Raw genomic sequence first — 21,469 nt, 5'->3', positions numbered from 1 at the left:
CATCGAGTACATGCTCACCGCCTCGGACAACGTCACCGCCGAGGCGATGGCCCGCCAGGTCGCGGTGTCCAAGGACGCCGAGGCGTCCTTCGACGGCGCCTCGAAGGCCGTCACCGAGGCCCTGGTCCAGGCCGGCTACGACGTGTCCGGGCTCCGGCTCGCCGACGGCAGCGGCCTGTCCCGGGACAACCTGATCCCGGCCCGGCTGCTCGGCGCGGTGCTGGCCTCGGCCGCGGCCCAGTCCGACAGCCCCACCGACGTGCAGTTCCTGCGCCCGATCCTCACCGGTCTCCCGTCGCCGGTGGTGGCGGCACGCTCGCCGACCGGTTCGGCGACCCGCGGTCGGTCGCCGGGCGCGGCGTCGTGCGCGCGAAGACCGGCACGCTGTCCGGCGCCTCCAGCCTCGCCGGGGTCGTCACGGACGTCGACGGCAGGCTGCTGGTGTTCGCGCTGCTGTCCAACGGCACCTCGCCGGCCGACGCCCGGCCCGCGCTGGACCGCATCGCGGCGACGCTGTCGCGCTGCGGCTGCCGCGGCTGACCCGGTCTCGCGCACCCGTCGTCGCGGGTAGCGTGGGCCGCATGGAGACCGACACGACCGGCCCGGTCACCGGCCGCAGCCCCGCCCGCCCCGGCGCCGGGCTGCCGGTGAACTGGTCCCTGGCCGCGTCGACGGCGGCCTCACTGATGCCGGCCGGGCCCCGCACCACCCCCGCGGTGGCCGGTGCGCTGGTGGAGCGCCTGCGTGCCGACTCAGCCCGCGCCGAGGGGCACGTCCGCGAGGTCACCGGCCTCGGGGCGGACCTGCCGCTGCTGCCCGCCGACGTGCTGGACCGGCCCGCCTGGGCACGTGCCGCCGTCGGGGGGATGGAGGCGCTGACCTCCGGCGCCCGGCTGCCCGACTCGCCGTGGCCGCTGCGCACGGTCACCGCCGCCGGCTCCGGGGTCCAGCTCGGCGCGCTGCTCGCCTACATGGGCGCCCGCGTGCTCGGCCAGTACGACCCGTTCGGCGGGCCCGGCGGGGCGGGCCGGCTCGTCGTCGTCGCCCCGAACGTCTACGCCGCCTCCCGCTCGCTCGACGTCGACGGCGACCAGTTCGGCCTCTGGGTCTGCCTGCACGAGGCCACCCACCGGCTCCAGTTCACCGCGGTGCCCTGGCTGCGCGACCACTTCGCCGGGCTGGTCACCGAGCTGCTGTCGCTGCAGGAGCCCGACACCGCGCGGCTCGCCCGGCTGCCCGACGCGATCCGCGCGCTGCGCGGCGAGGACGGCCGCAAGGCCGACGTGCTCGCCCTGGTCGAGCTGCTGCAGGGCCCCGAGCAGCGGGCCGTGCTCGACCGGCTGCTGGCCCTGTCGACCCTGCTGGAGGGGCACGCGGACCACGTCATGGACGCCGTCGGGCCGGATGTGGTCCCCGACGTCGCGCTCATCCGGCGCCGGTTCACCGAGCGCCGCCGCGGCGGCGGGCTCATCGACCGGATCCTGCGCGCGCTGCTCGGGGTCGAGGCGAAGATGCGCCAGTACGCCGTCGGCGCCGCGTTCTGCCGGGCCGTCGAGCGCGAGGCCGGGATGGCCGGGATCAACCGGGCCTGGGAGTCGCCGGAGACGCTCCCGACCCGCGCCGAGCTGGACGACCCGCCCGCGTGGCTGCGCCGCGTCGCCTGACGGGTGATGAGTCCGCGGCGGCCCGGGTCCGGCGGGCGGTGCGGGCGGCACTGACCCGGCTGCCCGCCGCCGTGGCCGCCGCCCCGCCGCTGGTCGGCTGCTCCGGCGGTGCCGACTCCACCGCGTTGCTGCTCGCGGTCCGGGAGGTCGTCGCGGGGCCGGTGCACGCCGTCGTCGTCGACCACGGGCTGCAGGACGGGTCCGCCGGGCGGTCGGCCGCGCTCGCGGCGCGGCTGCGCGGGCTCGGCGTGACGGCGTCGGTGTGCCCGGTCGTCGTCGGTGACGCGGGCGGCCCCGAGGGCGCGGCCCGGACCGCCCGGTACGCGGCGCTGCGGGCGGCGCGGCCGTCGCCGTCGTCCCCGGTGCTGCTCGGGCACACCCTCGACGACCAGGCCGAGACCGTGCTGCTGGGCCTCGGCCGGGGCTCCGGGGCCCGGTCGTTGTCCGGGATGCGCGAGTGGTCCGAGCCGTGGCTGCGCCCGCTGCTCGGGGTGCGCCGGGCGGACACGGTCGCGGCCTGCGCGGCCGCGGGCGTCGAGGTGTGGGCCGACCCGCACAACGCCGACCCCCGCTTCGTCCGCTCCCGGCTGCGGCACGAGGTGCTGCCGCTGCTGGAGGACGTGCTGGGCGGCGGGGTCGCGGCTGCGCTGGCGCGCACCGCGGACCAGCTCCACGACGACGACGCCGCCCTCTCCGCGGCCGCTGCCCGGTTGCTGTCCGCGGCCCGCGTGGCCACGGACGGTGAGCGGGCCGCGCGGGCGGGGGAGCCGGGGCCGGGTGATTCCGGTGACAACGGCCCACCGCCGGGTATCGCAGTGACGGAGCCGGCCGGGCCCGGGGCGGGGGCCGGTGAGGCCGTCGGCACCCCCCTCGACGCCGGGGTCCTGGCCGGTGCCGAGCCCGCCGTACGACGCCGGGTCCTGCGGGAATGGCTCGCCGGAGCCGGCGCGCGGGCACTCACCGACGCGCAGCTGCGGGCCGCCGACGACCTCGTCGGGGCGTGGCGCGGACAGGGCGGGCCGGCGCTGGGCGGCGGCTTGGTGCTGACCCGCGCCCGTGGCAGGCTCGTGCTGCGCCGCCACAGTCGGCCGCGTGACCGGGCGTGACCGCGGACCCGGTGGAGGCGTCGACCGGACCGGCACACGGTCCGTGCGAGGGGGTCGGGTGTACGACGGGGACATCTCCTCGGTGCTGGTCACCGAGGAGCAGGTGCGCGAGAAGACCGCGGAGCTGGCGCAGCAGATCGCCGGTGACTACGCCGACCTCGTGCGTGACGGCCGCGAGTCCGACCTCGTGCTGATCGGCGTCCTCAAGGGCGCCGTCATGTTCATGACCGACTTCGCCCGCACGCTGCCCATCCCGGCCCAGCTGGAGTTCATGGCGGTCAGCTCCTACGGCTCGTCGACGTCGTCGTCGGGCGTCGTGCGGATCCTCAAGGACCTCGACCGCGACATCGCCGGGCGGCACGTGCTGATCGTCGAGGACATCATCGACTCGGGGCTGACCCTGAACTGGCTGCTGGGCAACCTGCAGACCCGCTCGCCCGCGTCGCTGGAGGTCGTGACGCTGCTGCGCAAGCCGGACGCGGTGAAGGTCGACGTCCCGGTCCGCTACGTCGGCTTCGACATCCCGAACGAGTTCGTCGTCGGCTACGGCCTCGACTACGCCGAGCGCTACCGCGACCTGCCCTACATCGGCACGCTCGACCCGTCGGTCTACGCCTGAGAGCGTGTTTGGAAATTCTAGTGGGTTGAGGGGGTCGTGTGTTTCTGCTGGCGGGTGGCGGGGTATCCACGGGCGATGCGGCGGGTGATGGTGTTGATCGCGGCCCAGCGGATCATGGCTTCGGATGTGGTGGGGTGGCGTTCGTAGTCTCGGGCCAGGCGTCGGTGTGCGGTGAGCCAGGCCAGGGTCCGTTCGACCACCCACCTTCGTGGGAGGACGGTGAATCCGCGCTGCTCGGGTGGCTTGCGGATGATCTCGATCGTTGTCTGCAGGATCGTGGCGGCCCAGTCGAGCAGTCGCCCGGCGAAGCCGGCGTCGGCGTAGACGAACCGCACCCTGGTGCGCAGGTAGAGGTTGAGCAGGATCGGCTTGGCGCCGTCGCGGTCCTGTACCGAGGCCGAGCACACCATCGTGGTCAGCAGCAGACCGAGGGTGTCGGTCACGATGAACCGTTTCCGTCCGCCTGTCTTCTTCCCGGCGTCGTAGCCGCGGGAGTCCTGGCCGACGGTGTCGGCGCCCTTGACCGACTGGGAATCGATGATCCCCGCACTCGGCTCCGGATCACGGCCCTCGGCGATACGTAACTGCCCCCGCACGACCGGGAGGATCTTCTCGGTGACCTTCTGCTGTTCCCACTGGTTGAAGTACCAGTAGACGGTCTGCCAGGGCGGGAAGTCCACCGGCAACGCCCGCCAGGCACACCCGGTCCGCACGACATACAAGATCGCGTCCAGCACGTCCCGACGAGCATGAGCAACAGGCCGCCCCCGCCGCGCGAGCGGCGGTAACAACGGCTCGATCACCACCCACTGGGCATCACTGGTGTCCGAGGGGTACCGGCGCGGTCGTTCCTGCATGCCGACCACGATGGAGCACCCCAGCCGTGTCGACCATCCCGACACACCCACCATTTCCAAACACGCTCTAAGGTCCCCGCATCCGCGGGGGCGTCGCGACCGTCCGCCCCGTTCCGCCCGAAGGAGACCCCGTGCGTCGCACGATCCTGGCCCTGGCCGCCGCGCTGCTGGCCCTCACCACCCTCGTCGGCTGCAGCAGCGGTGGGTCCGACACGCTGCGCGTCGGCACCGAGGGGACCTACAGCCCGTTCAGCTTCCAGGGCCCCGACGGGCAGCTGACCGGCTACGACGTCGAGGTCGCCCGTGCCGTCGGCGCCAAGCTGGGCAAGGAGGTCGAGTTCGTCCAGACCCCCTGGGACTCGATCTTCGCCGCGCTCGAGTCGCAGCGGATCGACCTCGTCGCCAACCAGGTCACGATCAACGACGAGCGGAAGGCGAAGTACGACCTCTCGACGCCCTACACCGTGTCCGAGGGCGTGATCGTCACCCGCGCCGACGACACCGCGATCCGGAGCCTGGCCGACCTGCGGGGCCGCACCACCGCCCAGTCCGCGACCAGCAACTGGGCCGAGGTCGCCCGCGGCGCCGGGGCGAACGTCGAGGCCGTCGAGGGCTTCGTGCAGGCCGTCCAGCTGCTCAAGGACGGCCGCATCGACGCGACGGTCAACGACACCCTGGCCGTCGGCGAGTACGAGAAGTCGACCGGGGACAAGGGCGTCAAGGTCGCCGCCACCACCGGGGACACCAGCGAGCAGGCCTTCGCCGCCCGCAAGGACAGCGGCCTGATGCCCGACGTGGACCGGGCACTGGCCGAGCTGCGGGCCGACGGCACCCTGGCGCAGCTGTCCGAGAAGTACTTCGGCAGCGACGTCAGCGGGAAGTAGATGGATCCCGCCACCTGGGAGCTGATCGGCCGCAACCTGTGGCCGATGCTGAAGGCGACGGTCACGATGACCATCCCGCTGACGGCGATCAGCTTCGTGATCGGGCTGGCGCTGGCCCTGCTGCTGGCGCTGGCCCGGATATCGTCGATCGCGGCGTTGTCCTGGCTGGCCCGCGCCTACATCTCGGTCGTGCGCGGCACGCCGCTGCTGGTCCAGCTGTTCATCGTGTTCTACGCGCTGCCACAGCTCGGGCTGGTGATCGACCCGTTCCCGTCGGCGGTGATCGCGTTCAGCCTCAACGTCGGTGGCTACGCGGCCGAGATCATCCGGGCGGCGATCCTGTCCATTCCGAAGGGGCAGTGGGAGGCCGCGCAGACCATCGGCATGGGGTACGCGACGACGCTGCGCCGGGTGATCCTCCCGCAGGCCGCGCGGACCGCCGTCCCGCCGTTGTCGAACACGCTGATCTCGCTGGTCAAGGACACGTCACTGGCCTCGACCATCCTGGTGACCGAGCTGCTGCGGGTCGCCCAGCTGGCCGCGGCGCCGACGTTCGACTTCTTCGCCCTCTACGGCGTGGCCGCGGTGTACTACTGGATCGTCTGCCTGATCCTCTCGTCCGTGCAGGTGCGGGTGGAGGCGCGGCTGGAGAGGTACGTGGCGCGATGAGCGACCTGCTGACCGTCCGGGGCCTGCGCAAGTCCTTCGGGACGCTGGAGGTCCTGCGTGACATCGGGTTCGACGTCCCCGCCGGGACCGTGACCGCCGTGATCGGGCCGTCCGGCTCGGGCAAGACGACGGTGCTGCGCACCCTGAACGCGCTGGACCGGGCCGACGCCGGGGTGATCACCATCGGCGATCTCGCGGTCGACTTCGGCGCCCCCGTCGACCGGGCCACGCTGGCCCGGTTCCGGTCCCGGACCGCGATGGTGTTCCAGTCGCACAACCTGTTCCCGCACCGCACCGTCCTGGAGAACGTCATCGAGGGCCCGGTGATCGTGCAGAAGCGGCCCCGGGCCGAGGCGACCGCGGACGCCCGGCGGCTGCTGGACCAGGTGGGGCTGGCCGAGAAGGCCGACCAGTACCCCTACCAGCTCTCCGGCGGCCAGCAGCAGCGCGTCGGGATCGCCCGTGCGCTGGCCCTCGACCCGCAGCTGATGCTGTTCGACGAGCCCACCTCGGCGCTGGACCCCGAACTCGTCGGCGACGTCCTGCGGGTGATCAAGGACCTCGCGACGGCGGGCCGGACGATGGTCATCGTCACCCACGAGATCCGCTTCGCCCAGCAGGTCGCCGACCAGGTCCTCTTCGTCGACGGCGGGGTGGTGGCGGAGTCCGGTCCGCCGTCGCAGGTGCTGGTCGAGCCGGCGCAGCCCCGCACCCGGCAGTTCCTGAAGCGGATCCTGGACCCGCTCTAGACCTCGGGCGGAGCGCCGCCTTCATCGCCGTGGACCTCGATCCACTCCTCGCGGAACCGGCGCAGGAACTCCTCCAGGGCCGCGTGCCGCCGCTCGCCCATCTCGCGGCCGGCGGCGGTACGCAGCTCGCCACGCAGCCGGAGCAGCTTCTCGTGGAAGTGGGCGACGACCGAGCCGGTCGGCCCGGACCGGTAGCCACCGCTCGCGACGCCCGCCCCCGGGTCCCACAGGGGTTCGCCGATCGCGCCGCCGTAGGCGAACGCGCGGGCGATGCCGGTGGCGCCCATCGCGTCGAGCATGTCGGCGTCGTGCAGGCAGGCGGCGATCCGGTCCGCGGTGGGCGCCGTGGCCGCCTCGGAGAACGAGTACCGGCCGGTGGCCTCGACGGCGTCGAGCACCGGGTCCCACAGCTGCTCGGCGACCCCGCCGCGGCGCAGTGCGTCCCGGGCGTCGTTGCGGACCTCCGCGGGCGCGACGACCCGGCCGAGCCGGGCCTCGGCGGCCCGGTGGTGGTCGTGCACGTACGCGGCGACGGCGGCGACGAACCCGTCGAGCCCCTCCCGCACCGCCAGCCGGGCCGACAGCCCGGCGACCCGGTCGAGGTGTCCGAGGTCGTGCGCGACGTCCGCACCGGCCATGTCACCGGCGACGACGTCGCGCAGCCGCCGCAGCTCCCCGGCGCCGCTCACGCCGGGCTCCCGGCCGCGACGACACGGGGCTCGGTGTCGGCGACCGAGCCGCGACGCAGCCACAGCAACCCGGCGACCAGCAGCCCCAGGGCGCCGCCCGCCGCGTACCCGCCCGGCCCGACGAGGTCGATCATGACGCCGGACAGCGCCTGCCCGACCGAGACACCGAGCACCGCGGCCATCACCATCCAGTTGAACGCCTCGGTCGCCGCCCCGGCCGGAGCGGTCTGCTCGACGCCGAGGGAGTGCGCGGTCACCTGCGGGGTGATCAGCGCGCCTGCCGCCATCATCACCACGGCCAGCAGCACCAGCGAACCGAGCGGGGAGACGAGCCCCATCGCCGTCACCAGGACGGCGAAGCCGGCGAGCAGGACCGGCAGCCGCAGGTGCAGCGGCCTCGGCCAGGGCCGCATCCCGTAGAGCACCCCGGTCAGCACCGAGACCACCGACCAGAGCGAGAGCAGGAGCCCTCCGGCGGCGGGCGAACCGGCGAACGCGGTCGCGGCGATCACGCCGACCTCGGCGGTCCCCGCCACCAGCCCGAACCCGAGCGACGCCAGCGCCACCGTCCGCAGCCCGGGCCGCCGGAACACCCCGAGCAGCCCGGCCTCGACCGGCAGCGACCCGTCGGCGCGCTCGGCGCGGATGCGGGCCGAGCGGCGGCGTACGGCGGCGGTGAGCGCGAACCAGGTGGTGCCGACGATCTCCGCGGTCGCCGCGGCGACGAGCGCGGTGCCCGGCCACGGCGTCGCCACCACCAGCACAGCGGCCAGCGCGGGCCCCATGATGAAGAAGATCTCGAGGCTGATCGCCTCGTAGGTGTAGGCGGCCTCGCGGCGCGGCCCGGGCGGGGTCAGGTCCGACCACAGCGCTCGTGACGACCCCTCGAACGCCGGCGTGACGAGCCCGGTGACGACCGCGACCGCCACGGCGAGCGGCAGCGCCGCCCGGAACTCGATGCTCAGCACCAGCCCGGTGACGCACAGCAGGTACGCCGCGACGAGCACCAGCATCGGCCGGGTCGGGCCCAGCCGGTCCAGCACCCTCCCCTGCACGACCGTGCCGACGGCGGTCCCGACGAGCAGCGCCGCGGAGACCGCTCCGGCGACGGCGTAGGAGCCGTGGACCTCGCGGACGTAGAGCAACGTGGCGAGGCTGTGCATCGCGATCGGGAACCGACCGAGGACGGAGGCGCAGACCGGCGCGGCCGCCCCGGGGGTCCCCAGGGCGGCGCGGTAGTCGGAGAGGGCGGCGGGCACGCCCCAGGATCACATGTTCTGGGACGTCCGTACCAGAGAATTCAGCGAGCGCGTCGCGCGAGCCGCTCCGGCTCCAGGATCAGCACGCTCTTGCCCTCCAGCCGCAGCCAGCCGCGGTGTGCGAAGTCGGCGAGCGCCTTGTTCACGGTCTCGCGGGAGGCGCCGACGAGCTGGGCGATCTCCTCCTGCGTGAGGTCGTGGGTGACCCGCAGCAGACCCGACTCCTGGGAGCCGAACTGGCGCGCGAGCTGCAGCAGCGACTTCGCCACCCGGCCCGGCACGTCGGTGAAGATCAGGTCGGCGAGCATGTTGTTGGTGCGGCGCAGGCGGCGGGCCAGCACGCGCAGCAGCTGCTCGGCGATCTCCGGCCGCTTGCCGATCCACTCGCGCAGCGCGCTGCGGTCCATGGTGTAGCAGCGCACCTCGGTGACCGCGGTCGCCGACGACGTGCGCGGGCCCGGGTCGAAGATCGACAGCTCGCCGAACATGTCCGACGGACCGGCCACCATGAGCAGGTTCTCCCGGCCGTCGGGGGACTTCCGGCCGAGCTTCACCTTCCCACCCGACACGATGTAGAGGCGGTCACCGGGCTCTCCCTCGGAGAAGATGACCTGCCCGCGGGAGAACTCGGCAGTCTCCAGAGCTTCCGCCAGCGCCTCGGCGGCCTGGGGCTCCACACCTTGGAAGATCCCTGCCCGGATCAGAACCTCGTCCACTGCAATGCTCCTCGTTCACCGGCCGTGTCGTCACGGCGGGTCGTCGGCGCGTCAGTGTAGAGGTCTTCGCCACACACGTGCGCACCACTGGCCCGATCGGATTGACATCCGATCGGGTCCGATTCGTCGCGGGGCGCTGTAGCGCCTCCTGCACCCGATCTTGTCAGGCCGACGGGACCTGGCTCCGACGAGCCCCCCGACGGCGCCGGTTGCGCAGCCGGAACAGCTCCAGCGCGCGGCCCGTGCCGGACCGGAACAGGGCACGGACCTCGTCCGGCCGGGGCTGTTCGAGCATCTCGTCCAGCTCGTCCTGGCGCACGGTGGACTCCCGCATGCGGGACTCCACCCGCTCCATGCCGAGCGCGAAGAACATCACGAGCAGCGGGACGAGAACGCTCAACCAGGCAGTCATGGCGACTCCGATCCTCTCGTACGGGTTCGGAGCCCGGCCGGTCGGGGGTGGTCGCGTCGGAGGCTTCGTGACGCGTTCGTGACCTCGTAGCCCGTTCGGCGCACACCCGACCGGGGGCGGGCGCCGCTCGTCGGACGCGTCGCCGCGCCGGACGGTCGACCACGCTCCGACGCGAACCGGACCGCGCGCGGCGACGAGCGGTGCACAGCGCGACACCGTGACACGACTGTCGGTGCCCACCCGTACGCTCGGTCACGTGAGCACCTCCGCCGGACGGACGTCGCGGGCGTCGCGGCCCACCCCCCGCGCCGCAGCCGGTCTGGCCGCGCGCGTCGCGGCCGGGGAGAGCCCGATCGGGCGAGCACGCCGGGTCAACCGCATCCTGCGGGCGTTGGCCGAGGCCTACCCGCACGCGCACTGCGAGCTGGACTTCACCACCCCGCTCGATCTCGCCGTCGCGACGATCCTGTCCGCGCAGTGCACCGACGAGCGGGTCAACCAGGTCACCCCGGCACTGTTCGCCCGGTACCCCACCGCCGCGGACTACGCCGGCGCCGACCGGACCGAGCTCGAGGAGCTGATCCGCTCCACCGGCTTCTACCGGAACAAGGCGACGTCACTGATCGGGCTCGGGGCCGCCGTCGTCGAGCGGCACGGCGGGGAGCTGCCGTCGACGCTGGACGAGCTGGTGAAGCTGCCGGGCATCGGGCGCAAGACCGCGAACGTCATCCTCGGCAACGCGTTCGGCGTCCCCGGGATCACCGTCGACACCCACTTCGGACGCCTGGTGCGCCGCTGGGGCTGGACGACCGAGGAGGACCCGGTCAAGGTCGAGCACGCGATCGGCGAGCTCGTCCCGCGCCGGGACTGGACGATCGTGTCCCACCACGTGATCTTCCACGGGCGCCGGGTCTGCCACTCACGCAAACCGGCCTGCGGCGCCTGCACGCTCGCGGCGGACTGCCCCGCCTTCGGCCTCGGCCCACCGATCCGGGCGAGGCCGCGGCGCTGGTCAAGGGGCCGGAACGGGACCATCTGCTCGCACTCGCGGGGATCGCGGGGCCCTCCGGGGACGGCCGGTGACCAGGACAGGCGCCTCCCGCTCCGAGATCGTGTCGACCGTGGTCGTCGTCGTCCTGGTGGCGATCGCGGTCTGGGCGCTGTGGCCCTCGGGATCCACCACGGGCGGGGGCGCCGGCAGCGATCCCGCGGCGAGCGCGGCCCCGGCGACCGGCCCGAGACCGACCTCGCCGCCGCGGACCCGCAGGCGCTGGCCGCCGCGGGTTCCTCGGCCCGGCTGGCCCCCTGCCCGTCCCGTCCGGCGCGACACCGGCCGGTCCGCTCGCCGGGATCACCGTGCCGTGCCTGGGCGCCGACGGCCGCACCGACCTGGGCCGCCCTGGCCGGGCGTCCGACGCTGGTCAACTTCTGGGCGTCGTGGTGCGTGCCGTGCCGCGAGGAGCTGCCCGCACTGCAGGCCTACGCGCAGCGGCCCGGCGCACTGCCGGTGCTCACCGTCGACGTGCAGGACGACCCGGTGGCCGCGCTGACCCTGTCCGCGCAGCTGGGGGTCACCCTGCCGGCCGTGACCGACCCGCAGCGGGCCGTGCGCCGCGCGCTGGACACCCCGCCGCTGCTGCCGGTCAGCTACGTGACCCGCGCCGACGGCGGCGTCGCGATGGTGGACCCGCCCGTCCCGTTCCGGACCGCCGACGACGTCGCGGCCGCCGTGGAGCGGTTCCGGTGACCGCGCACGCGGACATTCCGCGGGTGCCCGAGCCCGACCCCGCGGCGACGCCGGCGTCGCTGCGCCCGCTCGTCGACGGGGCGCTGGGCCTGGACCCGGCCTGGTTCGGGTGGCGACGCCTACCGCCCGACAGCGGCGAACCGCGCCGGGCCTCGGTGCTGATGCTGTTCACCGACGCGGAGTCCGGGGGACCGGACGTGCTGCTCACCGAGCGCGCGGCGACGCTGCGCTCGCACGCCGGGCAGGTCGCCTTCCCCGGCGGCAGGCTCGACCCGACCGACACCGGCCCGGTGCACGCCGCCCTGCGGGAGGCCCGGGAGGAGACCGGGCTGGACCCGTCGGGGGTCGTGCCGCTGGCCGTCCTGCCCGACCTGTTCATCCCGCCCACCGGCTTCCTGGTGACCCCGGTGCTGGCGCACTGGGCGTCGCCGTCGCCGGTGCGGGTGGTCGACGCCGCCGAGGTCGCCCGGGTCGTCCGGGTCCCGGTGGCGGTCCTGACCGACCCGGCGAACCGGTTCACCGTGCGCGGCCCCAGGGGGCACACCGGCCCCGCCTTCGACGCCGCGGGCCTGATGGTCTGGGGTTTCACCGCGGGCCTGCTGTCCGCGCTGCTGCAGCGGTCCGGTTGGGAGCGTCCGTGGGACGCCGGCCGGGTCCTCGATCTCGACGACGCCTGGGCCCGGGCCCGGCGGCACGAACCGGAAGGAGTCCGGGTGGACGACCACGGCGTGGTGGACCGGTGAGCATCAGCTGGGTCGACGTCGTCGTCGTGATCCTCGCTCTGCTGGCCGCGGCGTCCGGCTGGCGGCACGGGGTCGCGGTGGCGCTGCTGTCGTTCGCCGGCGTGCTGACCGGCGCGGTGCTGGGGCTGCGGCTCGCCCCGTTGCTGGCCGGGCAGGTGGAGTCCCAGCAGGGGAAGGTGCTGCTCGGGATCGGTGTGGTGGTGCTGCTCGTCGCGCTCGGTGAGGCGACGGGCGTCTATCTCGGACGGTTCATCCGCGACCGGATCCGCGGCGAGGGCACCCTGAAGGTCGACTCCACGCTGGGCGCCGGCGTGCAGGCGGTCGCGGTGGTGGTGGCGGCCTGGCTGATCGCGCTGCCGCTGTCCTCGACGAGCTTCTCCACCCTGACCAGCGGCCTGCGCGACTCGCGGGTGCTCGCCGGGGTGGACGACGTGATGCCGGACGCGGCACGCAAGCTCCCCGCCGAGCTGCGCCAGCTCCTCGACGACTCCGGCTTCCCCGACGTCGTCAGCCCGTTCTCGCGGACACCGGTCGCCGCGGTCGGCCCGCCGGACTCCGCGCTCGCGCAGTCGCCGGTGGTCACCGAGGTCCGCGACCGGGTGCTGAAGGTGCGCGGGCGCGCCCCGTCCTGCCGTCGCGCGCTGGAGGGGACCGGGTTCGTCGTCGCCCCGCAGCGGGTGATGACCAACGCCCACGTCGTCGCCGGGACCTCCAGCACCACCGTCGAGGTGACGACGTCCAGCGGACGGACCCGCCAGCTCGACGCCCAGGTCGTCTACTACGACCCCGAGGTCGACGTGGCCGTGCTCGACGTGCCCGACCTCGACGAGCAGCCGCTGCAGTTCAGCCCGGACCCGGCCGCCGTCGGCGACGACGACGTGATCATCCTGGGCTACCCGCTGGACGGCCCGTACACGGTCACCCCCGGCAAGATCCGCGAGCGGATCCGGCTCCGCGGACCGGACATCTACGAGCAGGGCAGCGTGCTGCGCGACGTCTACACCGTCCGCGCGGTGGTGCGCTCCGGGAACTCCGGCGGTCCGATGATCACCCCCGACGGGCGGGTGGTCGGCGTCGTGTTCGGCGCCGCTGGACGACACCGAGACCGGTTTCGTACTGACCGCCGAGCAGGTCGGCCAGGCGTTGAACGTGGCGGCGAGCGGCGCGTCGTCCCCCGCCGACACCGGGAACTGCGCCTCCTGACCCCACCCCACGTCGTTCCACGATCCGGGAGGGAATGGCCGGATCGTGGGACGGATGCTTAGCGTGGGTACATGACCTCCGTCGACGTGACCCGCACCCGGCGTCGCTGGCTGGTGCTCACGGTGGGGGTGTTCGCGCAGACGGCGGCCTGCTCGTTCGTCTACGGGCTGCCGTTCGTGGTGCCGCTGCTGCGCGACTCGGCCGGGCTGACGCTGGCGCAGGCCGGTGCCTACGTCGGGGCCCCGACGGTGGGCCTGCTGTGCACCCTCGTCCTGTGGGGGGCGGCCGCGGACCGGTCCGGTGAACGCGGCGTGATGACGATCGGGCTCGTGCTGTGCGCGCTGGCCGTCGGGGCGGCCGCACTGCTCCCGCTCGGGCCGGGCCCGGCGCTGCTGGTGCTGCTCGGGCTCGGCGGGGCGGGGCCGCGTCGGTGTTCGCCGCCAGCGGCCGGATGGTGATGGGGTGGTTCGCCGTCCACGAGCGCGGGACCGCGATGGGCATCCGGCAGACCTCGCAGCCGCTGGGGGTCGCGCTGGCCGGCCTGACCCTGCCGACGCTCGGCGCGGCCGTCGGGCCGTTCCGGGCGCTGGCGCTGCCCGCGGTGCTGTGCCTGGTCGCGGCGGTGCTGGTGCTGACGCTGGCCCCGGATCCGCCCCGACCGCAGCGGCCTGCCGGTGCGGAGCCGGAGCGTTCCCCCGTACCGGACGTCCGTGCTGTGGCGGGTGCACGGCGCCAGCGCGCTGCTGGTCGTCTCGCAGTTCGCGGTGTCGGCGTTCGGCACCGAGTACCTGGTCCGGGAGCAGGGCTGGCACGTCGCCGCGGCGGGCGCCTTCGTCGCGTGCGCCAGGTCGCCGGCGCGGCCGGGCGGATCGCGACCGGGGTCTGGTCGGACCGGGTCGGGTCGCGGCTGCGCCCGATGCGCCAGGTCGCGGTGGCCGCGACCCTGGTGCTGCTGCTGTTCGCCCTCGGCGACGCCGTCGCCGGGTGGCTGGCGGTGACGATGCTGGCCGTCGGGGCGGTCGTCACCGTCGCCCCGAACGGCCTGGCGTTCACCAGCACCGCCGAGATCGCCGGCCCGGCCTGGTCCGGGCGTGCTCTGGGTGTGCAGAACACCGGGCAGAACGCCGTCGCCTCGGTCGTGCCGGCGGCCCTGGGGCTGCTGGTCGGCACGACCGGCTACGCGGCGGCCTTCGCGATCGCCGCGGTCGCGCCGCTGGCCGCGGTGCTGGTCACCCCGGTCCGCGAGGAGCGACGGCGTCAGGGCGACGGCGTGTAGGCGAAACCGTCCCCGGCCCGGCGGACACGGCCGGGGGGAAACGCGGGACGGCAGCGGCAGCCCGGACCCCATGGGGCCCGGACGGCCGGTGTGCCGGCTCAGCGGGTGATCGTCTGGTCCCGCCCGGGGCCGACGCCGATCGCGGACACCGGCGCGCCGGTGAGCTCCTCGATCCGCGCCACGTAGGCCTGGGCGGTGGCCGGCAGGTCCTCCCAGGTGCGGGCGGCGGACAGGTCCTCGACCCAGCCGGGCATCTCCTCGTAGACCGGGACGGCGTGGTGGAAGCCGGTCTGGGTCATCGGCATCTCGTCGACGCGGTGGCCGTCGACCTCGTAGCCGACGCAGATCGGCACCGACTCCAGCCCGGACAGCACGTCCAGCTTGGTGAGGAAGAGGTCGGTGATGCCGTTGACCCGCACCGCGTAGCGCCCGATGACGGCGTCGAACCAGCCGCAGCGCCGCGCACGGCCGGTGTTCACACCGACCTCGCCGCCGGTCTTGCGGAGGAACTCGCCCATCTCGTCGTGCAGCTCGGTCGGGAACGGGCCGGAGCCGACGCGGGTGGTGTAGGCCTTCAGGATCCCGATCACGCGGGTGATCTTGTTCGGGCCGATGCCGGACCCGACCGACGCGCCGCCCGCGGTCGGGTTCGAGCTGGTCACGAAGGGGTAGGTGCCGTGGTCGACGTCGAGCAGGGTGCCCTGCGACCCCTCCAGCAGCAGTGTCTCGCCGCGCTCCAGGGCCTCGTTCAGGAGCAGCCGGGTGTCGACGATCTTGTCGGCGAACTCCTTCGACTGCTCCAGGACGGTGTCGACGACCTCGTTGAAGTCCAGCGCGCGCCGGTTGTAGACCTTGACCAGGATCTGGTTCTTCAGCTCGAGCGCGGCCTCGACCTTCTGGTGCAGGATCTTCTCGTCCAGCAGGTCCGCGGCGCGGACGCCGACCCGGGCGACCTTGTCCTGGTACGCCGGGCCGATGCCGCGACCGGTGGTGCCGATCTTGGCCTTGCCCAGGTAGCGCTCGGTGACGCGGTCGATCGCCACGTGGTACGGCATGATCAGGTGCGAGTCGGCCGAGATCAGCAGGCCGGAGGTGTCGACGCCGCGCCGCTCCAGGCCCGCCTTCTCCTCGATCAGCGCCTCGGGGTTCACGACGACCCCGTTGCCGATCACGTTCTTCACGCCCGGGGACAGGATCCCGGACGGGATGAGCTTCAGCGCGAAGTCGCGACCGTCCGGCGTGACGACGGTGTGGCCGGCGTTGTTGCCGCCCTGGTAGCGGACGACCCAGCCGAACTGTCCGCCCAGCAGGTCCGTCGCCTTGCCCTTGCCCTCGTCGCCCCACTGGGCGCCGATCAACACGATTGCGGGCATGTAAGAGACTCCAGTTCACACACGCTCGTCACGGTCGCGGACCCGGGCGTGATTTCCGGTTTCCGCGGCGAGGAGGGTACTCGATCAGTGGTTCCGACCGATCCCGAAGCGGTGCTCCTCGACTGCCTGCCGCAGCGGCGTCACCGTCTTCCCTTCCACGGTATCCGGCCCGGCGCGCGGCGGGAACGCCCACCGTCGTCGCTGGTGTCCGATCCCGCGGTGCGTTCGGTCACCGTGGGTCCGCGCCCCGGGAAAGCGGAGGTCGACGCCCTCCTCCCGGCGCGGCGGCTCATCGTGCACGGTGACGACGCCGACCTCGCCGCCGTCCTGGTCCGGTTGCTGCGGCGCGACGCCCTCGACACCGAGGTCGCCTACCTGCCGGTGTCGCGCCGGGCCCGCGCCGCCGCGAACTGGGGACTCCCGACCCGGTTCGACGACGCCGTCGCCCTGGCCCGGTCCGGCGCCGCCCGCGAGATGCCGCTGGTGCGCGACGACAACGGCGGCGTCCTCGCCGGCCGCGGGGAGATCCCCGACCTCTACGGCGAGGCCTACTGCGATGCGACGCGGGTGCTGCACGGCCGCGTGAAGAGGCTCGTCGTCGACGCAGGGCCGGAGGGAGTCCAGGTGCGTGCGGGGCGTGGGGTGACCGGAGCGACCGGGCGGGCGATCCAGATCGGGACGACGGGTGCGACGCCCGTCCGGGACGGCGTCCCGCACCCGCGGGAGATCAAGCGCTGGGCCTGGTACAAGCACACCGAGCCGTGGCGACCGGTGCTGCCGGGCTGATCAGCGGCCGGGGTCCTCGGGGGCGAGGACGGCGTCGGTCGCGGTGACACCGACGTCGAACACCTCGTCGGTGGGGACGACGTAGCGGTTGCGGTGGTCCTGCCCGTCCGCACGACCTCCCGGGACGCCACCGGTCATCGGGCCGTAGCCGGCGGCGCCACCCCGTGCCTCCGCCGCCCGGGTGCCGGTCCACTGTTCGGTCGCACCGCCGCTCCGCGGGCCGGTGGTACGGGGCTCGGTGCCCCACGCCGTCCCGGGCCCCACACGGCTCCCCGGAGATTGCGGCTCGGCCGACGCCCCCGGCAGCCGCGCGGCGCCGCGGGAATCGCCGAACGGGGAGCCGTAGCCGCCGCGGCCCGATCCGGTGCCGCCGCCGTAGGAGCCGGTCCCGCCGGGTCGGGGCTCCGTGACGGGCCGGACGAGCTGCTGCCGCCGGGCCTGGTCGCCGAACCGGCGTGCCAGGTCCTCGCGGGTACGGGCGGCGTCCAGCATCGGGGCCCGGGTCGGGATCCGCGTGCGGTCCGATGCGGGCGGGGTGCGGAAACCCGGGGCCGGGACACCCCCTCCACCGGTGCCCGGCGCCGGTCCGTTCGGCAGCGGGACGACGGGCGAGGGCCCGCCACCGGGTCCGGCCGCGGGTCCGGCAGCCGGTCCGAGACTGCCACCCGGCCCGCCCCCGAGGGCTCCGCCTGCCCCGCCGACCGGCGGGCCGGGGGGCGCCGAACCGCCCGGGGGAAGCCCGATCCCGGCCGGTCCCGGCACGGCGGCGGAGCCGCTGCCCGCAGCGACGGGGACGTTCGCGCCGACGGAGACGCCGGGGTGCGGCCCCGACGCTCCGCCGCCCCCGGACGTCGCACCCGGGGTCGACCCGGCCGGGGGCGCGACGGCGGCCTCGGTGGTGAAGCGGTCGTCGATGGCCGAGGTCTCGGACTCGTACTGCTGGAGCGCGCGGTTCGCGATCTCGTCGTTGATCTGGTTGTGCTCGGCGATGGTGACGTGGTCGGTGCCCCGGCCCTGGAGGGACTGCCAGGCCTCGCTGATGTTGTCGCCCGCGCGCTGGATCCACGAGAACTCGGCCGGGTCCATGAACCGGACCTGACCGCGCATGCGCTCGAACGCGCTGCCGTGGTCGAGCATGCGGTCGGCGCCGTTCTGGGCGACGGTCGCGGTGCCGTCGACGCCGGTCGCGGTGCGGTCCAGGGATTCCTGGGCCGCCTGGGCGGCGGGGCCCTGCCACGAGATGCCGAGGTCGGCCATGCCGCGGTCGAGGGTCTGCTTGGTCGCCGCCATGTCGTCGACGAGGGAACGCAGGCTGTCCGCTGTCTGCCGGGTCGCCTCGGCGCCCGGTTTGCCGAGGATCCATGCCGACTTCGTGGCGATGTCGAAGGCTTCGTAGTTGTAGCAGCGGGGGAGAGGCACGGTCGGGTCCCTAACGCTCGAGCAGCGGGCCGTTGTACGGGGGAGCGGTGGATTTCAGGGTCGCCGTGTTCTCGTCCTCGATCAGGCCGTACTCCTGGGCAGCCCTCTTCAACCGGTCACGGGCCTCCGCAATCTCGGTGACGTACTCCGCGTGGATCTTCGTAATAGAGTCGATCTTCGGTTGGAAGACAGTCACCGCGTCGAGGGAGACGGGGTCCTCCGCGCAGGGAGGAACATTCTTCAGGTTCAACACATCGTGTCGCTTCGTCCTCAGCGCTCGAACCTGCTCGTCCAGCCGCTGGTACACAGCCATGACGTTCTCTACATCGACCTGGAGCATCAGTGAATCGCTGGCTGAGTTCCGAGGCTCATGGGCGGAGGTCCGCATGCTGTCGAGGCTATGTCGGCTGGCAGGCCACGACGCCGAATTGGTCAAGTAGGTTCGCAGGCGCGAACGCCGTCATCGAGAACGAGCGGCCTCCAGGTAGCTCTGCGCGAGCATCTCGGCTCGCCGGCATACGTCATCCGACGATCCACGTGTCAGCTCGTCATACCCGAAATCCTGAATCTGGACCCGAACGCTGGCGTTGTCGGCCGCGTCGAGATACAAGGTGCATAGCGGCGCCGTGTCCTCACTCTCGACCATCCGGACGGCTCCGTATCCGTCGATGACTGTGACCGTGGCACCTCGCGCCGGAGCAATGCTTGAGACCTGTGGATGACCTGGAGGGGCCGTACCCTCCCGGTGATCTTGAGGCTCTGAAGCAAGGCCGGCGGGTCAACGCCGGCCGGAAGGGTACGACCCGTGCTCACCGTAGTTCCTGGAGCTGCTGACACCGATGAACCCCGCCGGGGCGGCGGCTCGCTGATCGACGACCTGGTCCGCGAAGGCGCCCGCCGGATGCTGGCCGAGGCGTTGCAGGCCGAGGTCGATGACTACATCGCCCGCCACGCTGAGGAGCGCGACGAGCACGGCCGGCGGCTCGTGGTCCGCAACGGCACCCACCAGCCCCGCGAGGTCCTCACCTCGGCCGGCGCGGTCGAGGTTGTCGCCCCGCGGGTCGACGACCGCCGCATCGATCCCGAGACCGGGCACCGCTGCAGGTTCTCCTCGGCGATCCTGCCGCGATGGTGCCGCCGCACTCCGAAGATCACCGAGGTGTTACCGCTGCTGTATCTGCACGGACTCTCGACCGGGGACTTCGTGCCCGCGCTCGGGCAGTTCCTCGGCTCCACCGCGGGCCTGTCGGCGTCGATGGTCACCAGACTGACCGAGACCTGGAAGACCGAACAGCAGACCTTCTCCCGCCGAGACCTGTCCGGTGTGGACTACGTCTACCTGTGGGCCGACGGGATCCACGTCAACATCCGCCTCGAGGAACACAAGCTGTGCCTACTCGTGCTCATCGGAGTCCGCGCGGACGGCGGCAAGGAACTCGTCGCCCTGACCGATGGCTACCGCGAGTCGAGCGAGTCCTGGGCCGATCTGCTGCGCGACTGCGCGCGGCGCGGCATGCGAGCACCCGTGCTCGCGGTCGCTGACGGCGCGCTCGGGTTCTGGGGCGCGCTGCGCGAGGTGTTCCCGCAGACCCGCGAGCAGCGCTGCTGGGTCCACAAGACCGCCAATGTCCTTGCCGCGCTGCCGAAGTCAGCGCATCCGGGGGCGAAGAAGGCGCTGACCGAGATCTGGAACGCCGAGGACAAGCGCAGAGCCCTCGACCGCAGAGCCCTCGACGCCGTGGCCCGCTTCGAGGCCGCCTACCGGGCGAAGTTCGGCAAGGCCGTCACGAAGATCGGTGACGACCTCGACGAACTGCTCGCCTTCTACGACTTCCCCGCCGAACACTGGCAACACCTACGCACCACGAACCCGATCGAGTCCACGTTCGCGACGGTCCGCCACCGCACCCGGGTCACCCGCGGGCCCGGGTCACGCGCGGCCGGACTGGCGATGGCGTTCAAGCTCATCGAGGCCGCCCAGAACCGATGGCGCGCCGTGAACGGACCGCACCTGGTCGCCCTCGTCCGAGCCGGAGCCCGATTCGACGCCGGCCGCCTCGTCGAACGACCCGATGCCCACACCCACACCGAAGCCGCCTAAAAGATCTTCATCCACAGGTCTTGACGATTGCTCGTCGCGCCGTCGCGACTTTAGTGGCGGGCGTCTGGATAGTCTGCACAGAGTAGTTGTCGACGGAGTCGTTGTTGCCCCACCCGCACACACGACTCGGACCGTCCGCGAGGGCAACAACCGAGGGCTCATCGCCCTCGACACCGAAGCGTTGTCGAAGCTCGGGGGTCATCGCCACACAGGGGTCGACGTTCGCCACATCGATCTCCGCCGGCCTCTTCGGGAACGGCCCCTCCGGCTCCGCACTCCCACACCCCACGACCACCCCGCACACCACCAGCAGGACGAGAACGAGTCGGACCACCAGCGACGCTCCCCCGGACAGGAACAGGACCGCAGCAGGCTAGCCCGCCGCCGTCGTCCCCGGGCCCGTTCCGGTCAGGCCGCGGCCGCCGAGTCGTCCGGACGCCGGTGGTAGCTGTCCACATAGGTCTGCTCCGAGAGGTCCGCGATGGCGTCCATGATCTCGTCGGTGACCGCGCGCCGGATCGCCGGCGCGCCCTCCAGCCCGTCGTAGCGGCTGAACTCCAACGGCCGCCCGAAGCGGATCTCGACGCGGGCCAGGCGCGGGAACAGCCGTCCGATCGGCTGCACGCGCTCGGTCCCGATCAGGCCGACGGGCACGACGACGGCTCCCGTAGACAGGGCGAGCGACGCGACGCCGGTGTGCCCGCGGTGCAGCTTGCCGTCAAGGGAGCGGGTGCCCTCCGGGTAGATGCCGAACGCACCGCCGCGCTCCAGGACCTCGCGTCCGGCCGCGAGTGCGGCGAGGCCGGCACGGGCGTTGGCCCGGTCGACCGGGATGTAGCCGAGCGCTCCCAGGAACGCCGCCATCAGGCGTCCGCGCAGGCCACGACCGGTGAAGTACTCGGCCTTGCCGAGGAAGGCGACCTTGCGCGGGGCGACGAGCGGGATGAACGCCGTGTCGACGGCCGCGCGGTGGTTCGCCGCGAGGATCACCGGCCCGGTGGCCGGGATGCGGTCCGCCCCGCGCACGCGGGGCCGCCACACGAGCCGGACGAGTGGCGCGAGGACGTAGCGGATGAACAGCTGCACCGTGAACCCCGATCGATGAGCGACGTCCACAACTCCGTGCAGGGGGACCCGACGTCCCGGCGCCGAACGACGCCCGATTCTGCTCCGTGACCGACCGGTGACGGAAGCCCG

The 21,469-nt window shown here is 73.4% G+C and carries 20 protein-coding genes and 6 pseudogenes; 15 read left to right on the top strand and 11 right to left on the bottom strand.

The features are described 5' to 3' along the window. Positions 1–10: 10 nt before the first annotated feature. The 5 genes and pseudogenes from KPL57_RS71915 to hpt form a co-directional block, all read left to right on the top strand. Positions 11–238, top strand: a pseudogene (locus KPL57_RS71915) (D-alanyl-D-alanine carboxypeptidase); the annotation flags it as partial. A gap of 65 nt (positions 239–303) precedes the next feature. After that, positions 304–540 (top strand): annotated as a pseudogene (locus tag KPL57_RS71910) (D-alanyl-D-alanine carboxypeptidase); the annotation flags it as partial. A 146-nt stretch (positions 541–686) separates the two neighbouring features. Next, positions 687–1,664, top strand: coding sequence for a zinc-dependent metalloprotease (locus KPL57_RS08745; RefSeq protein ID WP_233147812.1), 978 nt, complete (start codon positions 687–689; stop codon positions 1,662–1,664). Continuing rightward, on the top strand, positions 1,661–2,770 hold the full coding sequence (tilS, locus tag KPL57_RS08740) for a tRNA lysidine(34) synthetase TilS (protein WP_226351189.1): 1,110 nt from the start codon (positions 1,661–1,663) through the stop codon (positions 2,768–2,770). The genes KPL57_RS08745 and tilS overlap by 4 nt, the downstream gene beginning before the upstream one ends. 58 nt (positions 2,771–2,828) lie before the next feature. Then, a complete protein-coding gene (gene hpt, locus KPL57_RS08735) occupies positions 2,829–3,389 on the top strand; it encodes a hypoxanthine phosphoribosyltransferase (protein ID WP_226351184.1) in 561 nt (186 codons plus the stop codon). A 10-nt stretch (positions 3,390–3,399) separates the two neighbouring features. Here the strand turns inward: hpt and KPL57_RS08730 are convergent. Then, positions 3,400–4,300 (bottom strand): annotated as a pseudogene (locus KPL57_RS08730) (IS5 family transposase); the annotation flags it as partial. Positions 4,301–4,377: 77 nt separating this feature from the next. On the opposite strand from KPL57_RS08730, the gene KPL57_RS08725 reads away from it, so the two are divergent. From KPL57_RS08725 to KPL57_RS08715, 3 genes are read left to right on the top strand one after another with little or no spacing between them, the layout of a single operon-like run. Continuing rightward, entirely contained in the window at positions 4,378–5,130 is a 753-nt protein-coding gene (locus KPL57_RS08725) for an amino acid ABC transporter substrate-binding protein (RefSeq protein WP_020628206.1), read from the top strand. Then, entirely contained in the window at positions 5,131–5,799 is a 669-nt protein-coding gene (locus KPL57_RS08720; protein ID WP_020628207.1) for an amino acid ABC transporter permease, read from the top strand. Continuing rightward, complete coding sequence (locus tag KPL57_RS08715; protein ID WP_020628208.1) at positions 5,796–6,548, top strand: amino acid ABC transporter ATP-binding protein; 753 nt, start codon at positions 5,796–5,798, stop codon at positions 6,546–6,548. Before KPL57_RS08720 ends, KPL57_RS08715 begins: the two co-directional genes overlap by 4 nt. Here KPL57_RS08715 and KPL57_RS08710 read toward each other — a convergent pair. From KPL57_RS08710 to KPL57_RS08695, 4 genes are all read right to left on the bottom strand, one after another. Continuing rightward, positions 6,545–7,237 (bottom strand): HD domain-containing protein, encoded by a 693-nt coding sequence (locus tag KPL57_RS08710; RefSeq protein ID WP_226351183.1) that lies wholly within the window; start codon positions 7,235–7,237, stop codon positions 6,545–6,547. The genes KPL57_RS08715 and KPL57_RS08710 overlap by 4 nt on opposite strands. Next, positions 7,234–8,496: an MFS transporter gene (locus tag KPL57_RS08705; RefSeq protein ID WP_226351182.1), complete on the bottom strand. Its 1,263-nt coding sequence runs from the start codon at positions 8,494–8,496 to the stop codon at positions 7,234–7,236. The genes KPL57_RS08710 and KPL57_RS08705 overlap by 4 nt, the downstream gene beginning before the upstream one ends. Before the next feature lie 41 nt (positions 8,497–8,537). After that, positions 8,538–9,212: a Crp/Fnr family transcriptional regulator gene (locus tag KPL57_RS08700; protein WP_020628211.1), complete on the bottom strand. Its 675-nt coding sequence runs from the start codon at positions 9,210–9,212 to the stop codon at positions 8,538–8,540. A gap of 163 nt (positions 9,213–9,375) precedes the next feature. Further along, positions 9,376–9,624: a hypothetical protein gene (locus KPL57_RS08695; RefSeq protein WP_043282623.1), complete on the bottom strand. Its 249-nt coding sequence runs from the start codon at positions 9,622–9,624 to the stop codon at positions 9,376–9,378. A 352-nt stretch (positions 9,625–9,976) separates the two neighbouring features. On the opposite strand from KPL57_RS08695, the pseudogene nth reads away from it, so the two are divergent. From nth to KPL57_RS08670, 5 genes and pseudogenes are all read left to right on the top strand, one after another. Beyond that, a pseudogene (gene nth, locus KPL57_RS08690) lies at positions 9,977–10,707 on the top strand (endonuclease III). Positions 10,708–10,786: 79 nt separating this feature from the next. Beyond that, positions 10,787–11,371, top strand: a complete 585-nt coding sequence (locus KPL57_RS08685) for a TlpA disulfide reductase family protein (protein WP_226351181.1) — start codon at positions 10,787–10,789, stop codon at positions 11,369–11,371. Continuing rightward, the gene (locus tag KPL57_RS08680; protein WP_020628215.1) at positions 11,368–12,114 is read left to right on the top strand and encodes a CoA pyrophosphatase; all 747 of its coding nucleotides are present in this window, start codon (positions 11,368–11,370) and stop codon (positions 12,112–12,114) included. Before KPL57_RS08685 ends, KPL57_RS08680 begins: the two co-directional genes overlap by 4 nt. A 2-nt stretch (positions 12,115–12,116) precedes the next feature. After that, positions 12,117–13,317: pseudogene (locus KPL57_RS08675) on the top strand (MarP family serine protease). A gap of 71 nt (positions 13,318–13,388) precedes the next feature. After that, positions 13,389–14,593, top strand: a pseudogene (locus KPL57_RS08670) (MFS transporter). 98 nt (positions 14,594–14,691) lie between these two features. Here KPL57_RS08670 and KPL57_RS08665 read toward each other — a convergent pair. After that, on the bottom strand, positions 14,692–15,966 hold the full coding sequence (locus KPL57_RS08665) for an adenylosuccinate synthase (protein ID WP_075309460.1): 1,275 nt from the start codon (positions 15,964–15,966) through the stop codon (positions 14,692–14,694). 204 nt (positions 15,967–16,170) lie between these two features. Between KPL57_RS08665 and KPL57_RS08660 the strand changes: the two genes are divergently transcribed. Beyond that, positions 16,171–16,752, top strand: a complete 582-nt coding sequence (locus KPL57_RS08660) for a hypothetical protein (RefSeq protein ID WP_226351180.1) — start codon at positions 16,171–16,173, stop codon at positions 16,750–16,752. Here KPL57_RS08660 and KPL57_RS08655 read toward each other — a convergent pair whose 3' ends face one another. From KPL57_RS08655 to KPL57_RS08645, 3 genes are all read right to left on the bottom strand, one after another. Then, entirely contained in the window at positions 16,753–18,171 is a 1,419-nt protein-coding gene (locus tag KPL57_RS08655; protein WP_226351179.1) for a WXG100 family type VII secretion target, read from the bottom strand. Between the two features lie 10 nt (positions 18,172–18,181). After that, a complete protein-coding gene (locus KPL57_RS08650; RefSeq protein WP_226351178.1) occupies positions 18,182–18,559 on the bottom strand; it encodes a PE domain-containing protein in 378 nt (125 codons plus the stop codon). A 72-nt stretch (positions 18,560–18,631) separates the two neighbouring features. Then, positions 18,632–18,817, bottom strand: a complete 186-nt coding sequence (locus KPL57_RS08645; RefSeq protein WP_226351177.1) for a hypothetical protein — start codon at positions 18,815–18,817, stop codon at positions 18,632–18,634. A gap of 159 nt (positions 18,818–18,976) precedes the next feature. Here KPL57_RS08645 and KPL57_RS08640 point away from each other — a divergent pair, with 159 nt between their 5' ends. Further along, positions 18,977–20,272 carry an IS256 family transposase gene (locus KPL57_RS08640; protein ID WP_226351176.1) on the top strand — a complete coding sequence of 432 codons (1,296 nt, stop codon included), beginning with the start codon at positions 18,977–18,979 and terminating at the stop codon, positions 20,270–20,272. 7 nt (positions 20,273–20,279) lie between these two features. Here the strand turns inward: KPL57_RS08640 and KPL57_RS08635 are convergent, their stop codons facing one another. Together KPL57_RS08635 and KPL57_RS08630 are read right to left on the bottom strand one after the other, a co-directional pair. Further along, positions 20,280–20,606: a DUF3558 domain-containing protein gene (locus KPL57_RS08635; RefSeq protein ID WP_226351175.1), complete on the bottom strand. Its 327-nt coding sequence runs from the start codon at positions 20,604–20,606 to the stop codon at positions 20,280–20,282. Positions 20,607–20,680: 74 nt separating this feature from the next. Beyond that, a complete protein-coding gene (locus tag KPL57_RS08630; RefSeq protein WP_226351174.1) occupies positions 20,681–21,358 on the bottom strand; it encodes a 1-acyl-sn-glycerol-3-phosphate acyltransferase in 678 nt (225 codons plus the stop codon). Positions 21,359–21,469 lie beyond the last annotated feature (111 nt).

This window comes from Pseudonocardia sp. ICBG601, assembly GCF_020496245.1.
This window is presented reverse-complemented; position numbering and strand designations above follow the sequence as displayed.